Source organism: Streptomyces pallidus (ex Mingjun et al. 2026) (assembly GCF_051550185.1).
In the GTDB taxonomy this organism is placed as follows: Bacteria; Actinomycetota; Actinomycetes; order Streptomycetales; family Streptomycetaceae; genus Streptomyces.
Genome location: NZ_CP196182.1, coordinates 550,043 through 562,543, shown reverse-complemented (window position 1 = coordinate 562,543; position 12,501 = coordinate 550,043). Strand labels below are relative to the sequence as shown.

Below are 12,501 nucleotides of genomic sequence, written 5' to 3'. Positions count from 1 at the left end.
CCACGGCCGCCCTCCGGTTCAGCCGCCGGGGCCGCCCCTCTGTCAGGCCGGGACCAACACCACGCGGAACATTCTGGGCCAGAACTTCCCGGTGATCAGGAACTGATCCGTCCCGGGGACCGCCGCGATGCCGTTCAGCGTGGACCCCGGGACGAGCTCGTCGTCGCGCAGCAGGCCCGAGGCGTCGATGCTCGCCGTCACCGCTCCGGTGGCGGGATCGATGCGCACGATGCGGTTGGTGAAGAGCATGTTGGCGTACACGGCGGCGCCGACGCACTCCAACTCGTTCAGCTCCGTCACCGGCCGGCCCCCTTCGGTCACGGTGACCTCGCCCGTCTTCGCCAGCGTCCCCGGGTCACGGAACGTCAGCCGTGACGAGCCGTCGCTGGTCACCAGCCGGTGCCGGGCGCGCTGGAGGCACACGCCCCAGCCGTCGTCCGGGTACGGGACTCGACGCAGCTCCGCGAGCGTCTTGGCGTCGCGCTCGATGGCGGTCCGGTTCCGCCAGGTGAGCTGCCACAGGGTTCGGCCGAGCACGGTGATGCCCTCACCGAACAAGGGCGCGGGGAGTGCCGCGCGGACCGCGGGCTTCCTGCCCGGAGGCCCTGCCCGTACCGAGGACCGGCCGGAGATGCCGGTGCCTTCGTAGAGCGTGTCGCCAGCCATCTCCAGTCCCTGGGTGAACGCCTGCGGGTCGTGCGGAAGGGCCTTGAGCACCTTGACCCGCAGGTGCTCGATCCGGTGCGCCGCGGCCTGCCGCCCACCCATGGCTCGGCCTGCGGGGTCGTCGGGGGCGCGGTCTGCCGGGGGGCGTGCCGCGAGCAGCAGCGCGGCCGCGAGCACGGCTCCCGCCGTGCGGCGCACACGCTCAGACACGGCAGGAACTTCCCGGCTTGAGCGTCGTCCGCAGCGGCGTGACCAGCGACTGCCGCAGCAGTGTCGGGGCGCCGTCCGCGTGCGGCTCCAGCAGATGCAGCACCAGGGTGCGGCGGGAGCCCGCGGGCAGCTCCAGGTCCAGGGTGAACACGGAGTGGCCGCGTTCGACGCCGGACGCGAGCAGCGCGGGGCGGCCATCCAGAGTTGCGTCGGCGAGGGTGGCTCCGACCCCGGCGTAGTACGACACCTGGAGGCGGTTGTCACCCGGCCGGGTGCGGTAGGGAGGGGAGTCCGCCCTGATGGTCACGTAGGCGGGCAGGCCGGAGGCCGGCGCCCGGTTGGTCAGGGTCATGGTCACGGCGACCGCGCGGTCACTGCCGGAGCAGGCGCCCGCTTCCCAGGTCAGGCTCCGGTCGAGGTAGTAGTCCAGCTTGCTGCCGGCCGCGTTGTTCACCACCAGTCCCGCGAAGGGGCCAGGGGCGTCGGGGAGCGTGCCCGAGTAGGGGCGGGACTCCAGGAGGCGCTGCTCCGCCGCATGCGCGCTCCACACCTTCAGCCGTCCGTCCCCCTGGGCGTCGTTCAGGGCGACGAGCAGGGCGGGCAGTCGGCGCCTGTCGTCGAGTGCCCCCATCAGCCGTGCGGCGGCGGCACGGGCGGCGGCGACGAAGAACGCCTTGCGGCGGGCGACGTCGTCGTACTTCGCGTAGCTGGCCCGTTCGGTGAGGTCCACGACGTTGTCGGCGGTGAGTTCGGTGCCGTCGGCCATGCGGGCCGGGCCGGTGACCTGCAGGAGACGGCTCAGTGTGACCGGGTCGACGGCGATCGCCCCGTCCACGCGTTCGCCGGCGTGCTTGCGCCATGCCGCTGCCCAGATACGGGCCGCGTAGGGGAAGTGCGGGCTCATATTGGAGTTGGGCCACACGTGGGTGGGGTCGCTACTCGCGTAGCGGGCGTTGAACTCGGCTCCGAGGTCGATGTCCGGCTTCGCCGTTTCCATCTCCGTGTTGTTGCCGAACCGCTCGAAGGACAGCCGGCCGCGGTCGGCCCGCAGCACGGCGAAGGCACCCGGAAGACCCCCGGTGCCGCGCGCCTCGGCGAGGTTCTGGAACGCGAGGAAGTAACGTCGTTGTCCTTGCGTGCCGAGCATGGACGGCAGGACGCGGGCCGCCAGGGAGGCGTCGGTCATGGCCGGGGCGAGGCGGTCGAGCTGCTGTTGCAGCGCGGCACGGGCCCGGTCGGCCGCCGGCAGCCAGGTGGACCGGGGCAGACCGTGCACGTCGGACCGCACCTCGGCAACGACGTCTGCCGCCCGGGCGATTTCCGGCCCGTGCCGCTGCAACGCCGCGAGGGCCTCGGACATCCCGCCGCCGCTTCCGTGCGGCGTGGACGGCGGCAGGACGCCGGTCAGCGGAGACAGCACGTCGCTGGCCAGCCGGTCCGCCGCGTATGCGGCGCCGCGCACGGTTCTGAGGGGACCCCCGAGGAGGGGCAGCTCGGCGGCGGAGTACCAGGCCGGCCCGGTGGTGAGACGATGCGCCCGAGCCGCGTGGACGGCGGCCGAGCGCACTGCCTCTTCCGGTACCCGGGCGGGCCCGGGTACCTTTCCGGCGGCGGAGCCGGGCGCCCTCGCGACGGCCACCGACTGCCGCAGCGCGTCGAGGTCCCGCCCAGCCTGGGTCAGCTCCGAGCGCGCGAGCAGCCCGGTGACACCGATCCAGACGGCGCCGGCCAGCGGGAGCGCCGCGGCGGTCAGCAGGGTGTTCCTGAGCACGCGACGGCGGCCCGGTACCCCCTCGCGGGAGCGGCCCGGCCTGCGGAAGGTGTCTCCGCCGGGACCGGGACGCCGTGGTTCCGCCGTGCCGATGTCTTGCTCCGTCATGAACTGCGGCGACGGCGCACGGCCAGCAACGTGCCCCCGCCCGCCCCAACCAGCCCGGCCGCGAGGCCGCTCACCGCCAGGGCCTGCTCGCTGCCGGCGACAGCCAGAGCCGAGGGATGACAGGAGTTGCCCCGTCCGTCGGAGTCGCGCGGGCCGGGCCCGCCCTGTCCGTCACGACGGTCAGGTCCGTTCGATCCGTCGGACCAGTCGGACTGCTCGGGCCCCCTGTCACCCTGCTCATGTCTCATGCGCGCACCTTGATACGGGCGGAGAGCTCCAGCCTGGACTTGCGGCCCTCCAGCTCGAAGGTGTGGTAACCCGGCTTGGTCCTCCGCGGGATGGTCACCGTGCCCCTGACGACTCCCTGCGCGTTCGCCCTGAAACTGCCCAGGACGACCCCATGCGAGTGCAGTTCCGCCACGACCCTCTCGAAGGGGGCGAAGCAATTGCCACTGAACGTCAGCGTGCCCCCGGCAGGCACCACAGTGCGGCTGAGGGTGAGCTGCGGGGGCACCGGCGGGTACGCGTAGCACGTCGGAGAAGGCGGCTGTGCGTGGGCGGTCTGCGCCCCCATCAGGGGTGCGGCAACGAGCACAGCGGCTGATGCTGCCGATGTCAGCGCAACCCGCCATCTGGGCGATGTCGTCATCTTCTTCACTCTCCTCGACTTCAGTCCGGGCCAGGCCGCAACGTCGCCCGTAAGCAAGATCCGGATACCAACATCTGGATACATGGAAAAAATGGGACATATAGCACCGACTGGCGTGGCGCTGCCCAGAAGTCACCCGATGGTGTAGCGCTTGCTTCTCGATGGCCCACGCCGTCACCCCCGGCGGGGCGATGTGCGTTCGCGCGGGTCGTCTGGCGGGCGACATAGGGGTGGCTCCCCCGATTGAAGCGCGCGAGTCCCTATCGTCGGCTGCGTACATAGGGAACAGGACATTCCGTTTCGGGTGGTTCCCTCGGTCCCATGAGGGGTGCAGCTTGGATCTCCACGGATTCCTGAAGGCTCTTGCCAGACGCTGGCCGACCGTCGTGGTCTGTCTGGTTCTCGCGATCGGGGCGGCGCTCGCCGCGACGAGCTTGAGCACACCCGTCTACGAGGCGAGGACCCAGCTCTTCGTCGCCACCCGCACCGGCGACGACACCGCCCAGCTGAACCAGGGGCAGAGCTTCACGCAGGCGCGCGTTCAATCGTACGCCGCGATCGTAACCACCCGTCAGGTGACCCGGCCCGTGGTGGAGGAACTGCGGCTGCGCACCACTCCGGAGGAACTGGCATCGCGGATCACCGCCGTCGCCCCGCTCAACACCGTGCTCATCGACATCACCGTCCGGGACACCGAGCCCAAGCGTGCGGCGCGCATCGCCAACGCCGTGGCGCAGCGGTTCAGCGCGGTCGTCGAGCGACTGGAAGCCCCCAAGTACGCGCCCGGCTCAGAGCGGTCCCGAAGCAGCCGTACGGGTGACGCTGCCTCACCGGTCTCCCTGGGCGTCACCCAGGAGGCCGTCGCCCCCGTCGGTCCGGTCTCGCCCCGCCCGCTTCTGAACCTGGCCGCAGGAGTGCTCGGCGGCCTGCTGCTCGGTGCCGGACTCGTCGCCCTGCGCGAGAACCTCGACACCACGCTCAAGACGAGCGAGGCGCTGGGCGAGTTCACCGTGCTGCCTGGTCTCGGCACCATCCCGTACGACAGGAACGTCCCCAAGCAACCGCTCGTCAGCGCCGACGGGCACTCCCCCCGCGCCGAGGCCATCCGCAAGCTGCGCACCAACCTGCAGTTCTCGCAGGTCGACGACCCGCCACGGATCATCGTGGTGACGAGTTCGGTGCCCGGTGAGGGCAAGACCAACACCGCGGTGAACCTTGCCCTCTCGCTCGCCGAGGCAGGTGTCTCCACCTGCCTCGTGGACGGCGACCTGCGCCGTCCGTGTGTGGCCTCGACCTTCGGTCTCGTCCAGGACGCCGGTCTGACCACGGTGCTCATCGGGCAGGCCTGCATCGAGGACGTGATGCAGCAGGTCGGCGGCGGGCTCTCGGTGCTTGCCAGCGGCGCCCTACCACCGAATCCCACAGAGCTGCTCGCCTCGGCGCGGATGGAAGAGGTGCTGCGCGACCTGGCGGACACCTACGAGGTCGTGATCGTCGACACCGCACCGCTGCTGCCCGTCGCCGACACCGTCGGACTCGCCTCGCTCGCCCAGGGCGCGCTGCTCGTCGTCCGCGCCGCGAAGACCAGCCGGGAACAGGTCCGCACCGCCGCGGAATCGCTGGACCGCGTGGGTGTCCGCGTCCTCGGCACCGTCTTCAACATGGCCCCGGTGCCCAGGGGCGACCGCTACGGCACCTACGGGTCGTACGGCGCGCTGCCCGCTCCTCGCGCGGCGGACCGCCGGAGGGAGGACGCCGCGGCCGCGGCGACGCATCTCGCGGGTGAGAAATGACCCGGGTCCTGTTCGTCTGCACGGGCAATGTGCACCGCTCGGTGCTCGCCGAGCGGCTGCTGGCCGCGAGGCTTCCGCCCGGCTCGGCCGTGCGGCCGGAAAGCGCAGGCACGGAGGCGTGGCCCCGGCCCGGCATGGAGAGCTCCACCAGGGCGGTGCTGGAGAAGCTGGGCGGTGACGGCTCCGGCTTCGCGTCCCGCCCGCTCACCGCGCAGCTCGTGGGGAGAGCGGCGCTGGTCCTCGGGCTCGCCATCGAGCACCGGGAGGCGGCGGTGCGGCTCGCGCCGTCGGCGATGCGGCGCTGCTTCACCCTGAAGGAGTTCGTACGTCTTGCCGTGGGGGGAGTCGACGAAGTGCGGGGCGGGGAAGCGGGCGGGGAAGGTGCGGCGACCGCGCAGGGCGGCGTACCGGACGGGGAAGGCCCGCGGGTCGTGGCCGGTTTCGACGTCGTAGTCGCGGCCGCGGCCGGCCGTCGGGGTGCCGCCGCCCCGGTCCCGCCGGCCGAGGATGACGTCGCGGACCCGCGGGGGAGGCCCCACCCTGTGCTGTACGGGTGCGCCCTCGAGATCGACGGGGCGGTGAGCATGCTCGCCCGGCTGCTGGGCGGCGGGGCGAGCGTCTGAATCGAGGGTGCATGGGGCTTCCACTCCGATCACGGATCGCCATACGCGTCGTGGCAGTCGCAGAGCTGTGTTCCGAGCTCGGGGTAATCCGCTCGATGGGCGCGCGGCAGCAGTGCGGACGACCCGCCTCTCACCCGCCCACCTCGCAACCGCCCATGGAGCCTGACCTTGATGACCAGCAGCAGCACCGCCCTCACCGCCGTCCGGCTGGGTACGCGGCCCAGCCCCATGGCCCTGGAACAAACCGGCCGCTTCGCTGACGCCTTCCGCGCCCGCTAGGGTCTGTTTCGAAAGTGTGGGATCTGGGAGCATGGTGCAATGGATCATGTTCGGCAGATGGTCAGTTCTGGCTCGCCTCTCGAACCGCAAATCGGGTTTTCCCGGGCGATTCGCAAGGGGGCGCACGTCGCGGTCGCCGGGACTGCTCCCATCGGGGACGACGGGACGACCGTGGGGCGGGGTGACGTCTATGCCCAGACTGTCAGGTGTCTGGACATCGCAGACGCCGCGTTGAAGGCAGCGGGGGCATCGCTGGGGGACGTTGTGCGGACTCGGATCATGCTCACCGACGTGACCCGCTGGAAGGAAGCCGCACGAGCGCACGGAGAGCGGTTCGCGTCTGTCCGTCCGGCCTGCACCTTCGTTGAGGTCTCACGCTTCATCGATCCGGAATGGCTCGTTGAAATGGAGCTTGACGCCATCCTCGACTGACTTCCGAAAGTGCTGGTCACAGCCACTCGTTGATGACCGCGACCAGCACTGTGGCTTCGTAGCGAACGGCGAGCTTGTCGTACCTTGTGGCCACGGCTCGATGGCGCTTGAGGCGATTGATCCCGCATTCGACGGCGTGGCGCTCCTTGTAGTCGTCCTTGTCGAACTTCGGTGGCCGGCCGCCGTGGGAGCCGCGCTTCCGGCGGTTGGCGATCTGGTCGCGCTTCTCCGGGGTGGTGCAGCGGATGTCGCGTCGGCGCAGGTAGTCACGGTTGGCGCGGGAGCCGTACGCCTTGTCGGCGCGGACCTTATCCGGCCGGGTGCGCGGTCGTCCCGGTCCGAGTCGGGGCACTCGGATGCGGCCCAGGACCACCTGGAACTGCGGGGAGTCACCGCGCTGTCCGGCCGTGATGACCAGCGACATCGGCTTCTGGGCCTGCTCAACCGCGAGGTGGATTTTGGTGGTCAGTCCGCCGCGTGAGCGCCCGAGGCCGTGGTCGTCGGGCTCGGTGAAGACGCCGCCGGGCGGTTCGACCTGCAGATCCCCTTTTTGCGAGCGCCAGCCGCGTGCTGGTGTGCGCGGGCGATCGTGCTGTCGACCGAGATGTCCCAGGTGATAAGCCCCTTCGCGTCGGCGCGAGCCTGAAGCCGCTCGAAGATCTGGTGCCATGTGCCATCCCGCTGCCAGCGGCGGAAGAGCCCGTACACCGTCTCCCACGGCCCGTAGCGCACGGGCAGGTCCCGCCACGGGATGCCGGTTCGCGTGCGGAACCGTATCCCGTCGATCAGCTGCCGCTTGCTGTGAACCGGCGGCCGACCAGGCTTGATGCCCACCGGCAGCAGCGATTCCAGCACCGTCCACTGTGCGTCTGTCAGATCTCCCCGAGCCACGGGACGTGATCATCCCAGACCTTGATCCACTTCTGAAACAGACCCTAGTCCGGAGACGGTCCTCGACGTCGTCGAGATCGTCTCGGAGGGCGACCGGCACAGAGGCCCGCTTTCGGTGATCGGGGGGAAAGGGGCTTTCACCCGTAACGCGGACCGGTACCTCCTCGACGGACGCGTCCAGGCAACGATCGCGTGTGCCAAGGACGTGCCCGGCCCGCACGACCGGTCCCCCGGTATCAGTATCGGAGCGGTCCTGCCCCGGGAGGACACTCGCGACGCCCTCGTCCTCCCCGCCGGGCATCCGGCGGCCACGCTCGCCGAACTGCCGCCCGGCACCAGGGTCGGAACCAGCGCACCTCGCCGCTCGGCCCTTCTCAAGGCCCTCCACCCGAAGCTCGTACAGGTGCCGATCCGCGGCAATGCCGACAGCCGGCTCAGGAGGCTGGACGAGGGAACGCTCGGCGCGGACGTGATGATCGCCGCCTTGGCCGGCCTGCGCCGCCTTGGCCATGAAGACCGGGCTTCCGAGATCCTCGACCCCACCGTGTGGCTGCCCGCGGCCGGCGCGGGGACCGTGATCGTCGAGCACCGTGCGGACGACCCCGCCATCGGTCAGCTGCTCGCGCCGCTCACCCATGTCCCTCAGTCTTCGCTGTGTCCGCGTCGTTCGTAGTGGCTGATGCGGGCTTGGTGTTGGCGTCGGCGGCGCCAGGTCGACCAGTGCAGGACGTGGCCGATCGGGGTGGGACGGCGGCCGGTGAGGCGGGTGATCAGCCGTCGGATCTCGGCGAGGCTGAGGTGGATGAGCTCGGAGGATCCGTTTCTGCTTTCTCCGTGTCCAGCTGGCGGGCCCGCAGGACGGTGAGGCATGCGTGGGCGGCCATCGCCAAGGTCGTGTGGCGGTGCCAGCCGGGATAGCGGCGGACCTGGTAGTCGTCCAGGCCGCACTCCTGCTTGGCGGTCTGGAAGCATTCCTCGACAGCCCAGCGGCTGCCCGCGATGCGTATGAGTTCGTCCAGGGTGGTGTCGGCCGGGCAGTAGGCGATGTAGTAGGAGATCTCCTCGGGTCGGCTGACGCTGCGGCGTGCGAGCACCCAGTGCCGGCGGTCTTCGCGGTGCCAGGGCCTGACCTCGACGCGGGCCCAGTCGTAGATCCGCCGACCGTGTGCCCCTTCGCCGCAGGAACGACGCTTCCACTTCTGCCGCGGCAGGCCGGGGAACAGGTCGTGGACGGGGTGGTCGAGTGCCCAGCGGGTGACGACGGTGTCGTGCCGGGTGGGCGGCAGCGCCCGCTACACCGGTCCCTGGAGGTAGACCCGGGTATGCGAGAGCCGGGAAGCGGCGGCGGTGAAGGCTATCGACCGGGTGCTGCTGCGCACCGAGAGGTGAAGAGAGCCGGGTGTGTCGCCACCGGCGATCTGGACGGAGCGTTCCGCCTCAGCCTGGATGCCCCGCAGCCGGAGGTCCGCCACACCGGTGAACTCGATCCAGAAGCGCAGCGCGTTGTACGCCTTCTCCGCCCACTCCGGCTTCGGGTGCTGGGGAAGCTGCTGGGTTTCGAAGCCGAACGTCACCGAGGTGTCGCGCTCGTCGATGTGCACGTCACCGAGGTGTCGCGCTCGTCGATGTGCAGGTAGAGGAAGAGGCAGGTGCTCAGATCAGGTACCGGCGTGCCGTACAAGGTCCGCAGCTCCGGCCAATCGATGGGGTCCGCCATCGCGCACCGCGTCGACACCCTCGGCGGCGTGGACGCGGCTCAAGCACGGCGCCAACAGCATCGAGATAGACGTCTGTGCCTGGTGGAACCCGAACGAATGGCGGGCTCCTCGGCCGGTGGCAACCGGCTGGGCCCCAGCCTCGACAGCATGATCGACCCCGTTCTCTCGCATGCGAGCGCGGGACGCCGGCTGGCGCTGGTCTGGCTGGAGATCAAGGGCCCCAACTACTGCGGAGAGCAGGAGAACCGCGGGTGCAGCGTCGCCGGACTGCGCGACAAGGCGCAGCGGCTGACCTCTGCCGGGATCCAGGTGCTCTACGGGTTCGACGAGTACTGCGGGTGTACGGCACTGCTCGTGACGGTGCCGTACACCCGCAGATTCCGCGCCCGGGCGGGCGGCGGTGGGCGCGGCCGTGGGTGGGAGAGCGGCTCTGTGGGGTGCTCTTCCGTCAGGGAGCGGTGGCCCTGAACTTCTGGGTGTTCGTGTTGCTGGCCTTGGGGCTGTTGAAGTTGGTGTTGGTGTTGATGTTGTTGTAGATCGGGATCAGCCCGCTGAGGTTGACGGGGAGGACGGACGTGCCGTCACTGCCGTCAGGTGGCTCGGGCAGTGCGTAGGTGAGGATGACGCGCCCGTTGCCGGTGTTCGCGCCGGTGGTGAAGGTACTGCCCGCGGGTCCGGCGCTGGACCCGCCGCCGCCACCGCCCGCGCCCGAGAACTCCGTGTTGGTGATGCCGCCTCCGCCTCCGCCGCCACCTCCGAAGACTCCGCCTCCGCCGCCACCGCCGGCGGTGATCCCGCTGCCCGGGTTTCCGGCCTCGCCGGGGCCGCCGAGGCCGCCGGTGCCGAAGGTCCCGGGGTTGCCGTCCCCACCGGTGTCGTCGGCGCCGGTCCCTCCGGGCCCGCCCTCACCCGGCGCGGTGGGGGTCGCGCCCCCGCCGCCACCGCCGCCTGTGGTGTCGGTGCCCGGGGTGCCGTCGCCGCCGTCCGAACCCGACTGGCCGCCGGCGCCGCCGCCACCACCGGCCAGCTCGGAGGTTCCGCCACCGCCGCCGCCACCACCGGCCGTCACCAGCCGGGAGAGCAGGTCGAAGGCTCCGGAGCGAACGTCCGAAGCTCCCCCGCCACCACCGCCGTGGGCGTCGTCCGACGCCCCGCCGGACCCACCGCCGTTGAAGCCACCGGTCCCCGGACCGCCTTCCGTCCCGGCGCTGCCCACACCGCCGACGTTGACCTGCAACGTCTGTCCGGGCGTGACGGTCAGGCTGCTGGTGACCACGGCACCGGCGCCCCCGGCTCCTCCGGGATCGGGATCACCGGCTCCTGCACCTCCGGAAGCACCGCGGGCCTCCACGGACAGCTGGGTCACCCCGCTCGGGACGGTGAACGTGTCGGCCGCTCCGGTGTAGTCGAACGTGCACACCACCTGGTTGCCGGACTGCACACAAGAGCCCTGTGCGCGGGCCGGACCGGCCAGCAACGGCAGGAGGGCCAGGGACATGCCCGTCGAGAGCATGGCAGCCGTCAGCGAGCGAACCTGCGGCCGGACGGGACGTGGAATGACGGATCCTGTGGGAACGGACATGCGTACCTCCTTCTTCTACCGCACTCCGGCCGGCGGCTGCGGAAGCCCGCAACCGGCGGTCGACTGCCCGGCAGTGCCGTGGGAGCCGCAGCGCCGCTCCACTGTGTGGATGGCCGTCATGGGTCTTCTCCTGTGGTGGATGTGGGTCCGCAGGGAGGCACGGGCCCGGCCGGCCGAGGGGCGGGAGCGCGCTCGCGCGGGACGCCTGCACATGCAGGAACGCGCCGGGTCCGGGGTGATCACGGCCGCGGAACCCGTATCACCCGATCGCCACGGTCCCCCTCACCACCGGCTCGCCGCCCAGCCGTTGGAGCGGGCCCAGGAGCCGGAACGCCGCCCCGGAGAGGCCGCGGAGTCCGGATCGGGGTCGGGTCCGGTCCTGGCGTGGCCACGTCGGCCCGGTGGGCCGGCTACCCGGTGGCCGGGCGTCAGTTCTTCCCCCGTCCTGGCGCGCGGAGGCGATCGCCCGGTCCCGACCGGCCTATCTGCTCGTACGCGGGCCCGCGGGCCGCAGGTCCTGGTGCAGCCGGTGTCCGAGTCCGGTCGGGGGCACGACACGGTTCGTGTGCCCGGAAAGGGGCGCGCCGATGCGTTGAAGCGGGCCGCCGTGCGGCCGAAGTGGAGTTCCTCGGCGAGATCTGCCCTGCGATCCGTGCCGTGGCGGGCGGTGCGACCGCACTGTTCGTCGCCAGCGGTGAACGGCGCCCGACTGCCGTGGCTCGTCACTCGCCGGCTGCTGGGAGGTGAGGGGCCTGCGGACCGCGCCACCTCTGCGGTGAGGGCCTTCGTCGCGGTGGTGTCCGGGACTGTCGCGGCCAGCGGTCCGCACAGCCCGCCGCCCGGGCCGGGCGGGTTGACCGGCCGTCCCTTCCCCACCGGCTCCGTCCGGTCAGCAGGGGCAGGCCCCGCGGCCCCTTTCGACGCTGGCCACGCCGTTTACGCGCACGAGGAGTTCCCCGCCGCGGAACGTGCTCCGGGTGGGCCACACGACGTACGAGGGTATGGCCGCCGGGAGCTGGGCCCCGGCCCTCGACGACCACCTTCGGCTCGGGGGCGGTCGTCCGCGCCAGATCGTAGGAGGCCGTCCTGCCGCAGTCAGGAACAGGACGGACAACTCCCGCTCCACCCTCGACGGCACCGTTGGTCATTGGCCTACTCGGCCGTCGATCCTCTCGCGCAGGAGGTCGGCGTGGCCGCAGTGCCGCGCGTACTCGGCTATCTGCGCCACCAGTATCTCGCGCAGCGGCGCCTCCCCGGTGCGCGTGCCGAGGTCGGCGAAGCCGGCGATGAAACGGTCGGTCACCTCGCTCTCCGCCCGCCACTGCCGCCAGGCGTCCCCCACGACCGCCGGGTCGGCGACCGCGCCGTTCCAGTCCCCGTCACGGTCTTCAGCGGTGCGGTAGATCCTGGGCGAGTCCTCACCGGCCATCCGGCGGAAGTGCCGTTCGTCCTCGGCCATGTGCCGCACCAGGCCGAGCAGGGACATCGTGGACGGCGGTACGGAGCGCCGGGCCATCTGTTCGGCGTCCAGGCCCGCACACTTCATCTCGATGGTCAGGCGGAAGTGGCGCAGACTCTCCAGCAGTGTGGCGCGTTCGCCGACCGTCTCGAGTTCGGTCTCGCGCGGGTCGTCATCCGGGTCGACCCACATGTCGGGGTAGCGGGTGGAAGGGGTCCACCGGGTCACCGGTGATGTGTCGTCGCGCGCGCCTGAGTCCATGATCGCATCTTGGTGCTCATCGGCTCTCGTCCGCCACTGGATACCGCATCCGGGCCCAC

Annotated in this window: 10 protein-coding genes and 2 pseudogenes; 5 read left to right on the top strand and 7 right to left on the bottom strand. The window is 71.2% G+C overall.

Features of this window, described 5'->3' with window-relative positions:
- Positions 1 to 42: 42 nt before the first annotated feature.
- On the bottom strand, positions 43 to 876 hold the full coding sequence (locus ACSHWO_RS37285; RefSeq protein WP_438319701.1) for a glutaminyl-peptide cyclotransferase: 834 nt from the start codon (positions 874 to 876) through the stop codon (positions 43 to 45).
- The gene (locus tag ACSHWO_RS37280; RefSeq protein WP_438319700.1) at positions 869 to 2,647 is read right to left on the bottom strand and encodes a DUF4012 domain-containing protein; all 1,779 of its coding nucleotides are present in this window, start codon (positions 2,645 to 2,647) and stop codon (positions 869 to 871) included. The genes ACSHWO_RS37285 and ACSHWO_RS37280 overlap by 8 nt, the downstream gene beginning before the upstream one ends.
- A 1,092-nt stretch (positions 2,648 to 3,739) precedes the next feature.
- On the opposite strand from ACSHWO_RS37280, the gene ACSHWO_RS37275 reads away from it, so the two are divergent.
- From ACSHWO_RS37275 to ACSHWO_RS37265, 3 genes are all read left to right on the top strand, one after another.
- Entirely contained in the window at positions 3,740 to 5,197 is a 1,458-nt protein-coding gene (locus ACSHWO_RS37275; protein WP_438319699.1) for a polysaccharide biosynthesis tyrosine autokinase, read from the top strand.
- The gene (locus ACSHWO_RS37270) at positions 5,194 to 5,820 is read left to right on the top strand and encodes a low molecular weight phosphatase family protein (protein WP_385848667.1); all 627 of its coding nucleotides are present in this window, start codon (positions 5,194 to 5,196) and stop codon (positions 5,818 to 5,820) included. The genes ACSHWO_RS37275 and ACSHWO_RS37270 overlap by 4 nt, the downstream gene beginning before the upstream one ends.
- A gap of 318 nt (positions 5,821 to 6,138) precedes the next feature.
- Positions 6,139 to 6,531 carry a RidA family protein gene (locus ACSHWO_RS37265; RefSeq protein ID WP_438319698.1) on the top strand — a complete coding sequence of 131 codons (393 nt, stop codon included), beginning with the start codon at positions 6,139 to 6,141 and terminating at the stop codon, positions 6,529 to 6,531.
- Between the two features lie 16 nt (positions 6,532 to 6,547).
- Here ACSHWO_RS37265 and ACSHWO_RS37260 read toward each other — a convergent pair.
- Positions 6,548 to 7,422 (bottom strand): IS5 family transposase gene (locus ACSHWO_RS37260; RefSeq protein WP_438319697.1). Its coding sequence is split into 2 segments (ribosomal slippage): positions 6,548 to 7,075 and positions 7,078 to 7,422, totalling 873 coding nucleotides; the frame shifts between segments, so codons are not numbered across the junction.
- 73 nt (positions 7,423 to 7,495) lie between these two features.
- Here ACSHWO_RS37260 and ACSHWO_RS37255 point away from each other — a divergent pair.
- Positions 7,496 to 8,095, top strand: a pseudogene (locus ACSHWO_RS37255) (hydroxymethylbilane synthase); the annotation flags it as partial.
- A gap of 97 nt (positions 8,096 to 8,192) precedes the next feature.
- Here the strand turns inward: ACSHWO_RS37255 and ACSHWO_RS37250 are convergent.
- Positions 8,193 to 8,699, bottom strand: a pseudogene (locus ACSHWO_RS37250) (IS701 family transposase); the annotation flags it as partial.
- A 15-nt stretch (positions 8,700 to 8,714) separates the two neighbouring features.
- Entirely contained in the window at positions 8,715 to 9,023 is a 309-nt protein-coding gene (locus ACSHWO_RS37245; protein WP_438319696.1) for an Imm50 family immunity protein, read from the bottom strand.
- A 48-nt stretch (positions 9,024 to 9,071) separates the two neighbouring features.
- Between ACSHWO_RS37245 and ACSHWO_RS37240 the strand changes: the two genes are divergently transcribed.
- A complete protein-coding gene (locus tag ACSHWO_RS37240; RefSeq protein WP_438319695.1) occupies positions 9,072 to 9,608 on the top strand; it encodes a hypothetical protein in 537 nt (178 codons plus the stop codon).
- Here ACSHWO_RS37240 and ACSHWO_RS37235 read toward each other — a convergent pair.
- Both ACSHWO_RS37235 and ACSHWO_RS37230 read right to left on the bottom strand, forming a co-directional pair.
- Positions 9,589 to 10,722 carry a hypothetical protein gene (locus ACSHWO_RS37235; protein ID WP_438319694.1) on the bottom strand — a complete coding sequence of 378 codons (1,134 nt, stop codon included), beginning with the start codon at positions 10,720 to 10,722 and terminating at the stop codon, positions 9,589 to 9,591. The genes ACSHWO_RS37240 and ACSHWO_RS37235 overlap by 20 nt on opposite strands.
- A 1,144-nt stretch (positions 10,723 to 11,866) precedes the next feature.
- Positions 11,867 to 12,442 (bottom strand): DinB family protein, encoded by a 576-nt coding sequence (locus tag ACSHWO_RS37230; protein ID WP_438319693.1) that lies wholly within the window; start codon positions 12,440 to 12,442, stop codon positions 11,867 to 11,869.
- Positions 12,443 to 12,501: the final 59 nt, after the last annotated feature.

What these genes read in the sequence shown, in the direction of transcription:
- ACSHWO_RS37270 (WP_385848667.1), top strand. Translation starts at nt 5,194, where the DNA reads ATGACCCGGGTCCTGTTCGTCTGCACGGGCAATGTGCACCGCTCGGTG.
- ACSHWO_RS37265 (WP_438319698.1), top strand. Translation starts at nt 6,139, where the DNA reads ATGGATCATGTTCGGCAGATGGTCAGTTCTGGCTCGCCTCTCGAACCG.
- ACSHWO_RS37235 (WP_438319694.1), bottom strand. Translation starts at nt 10,722, where the DNA reads ATGTCCGTTCCCACAGGATCCGTCATTCCACGTCCCGTCCGGCCGCAG.
- ACSHWO_RS37230 (WP_438319693.1), bottom strand. Translation starts at nt 12,442, where the DNA reads ATGGACTCAGGCGCGCGCGACGACACATCACCGGTGACCCGGTGGACC.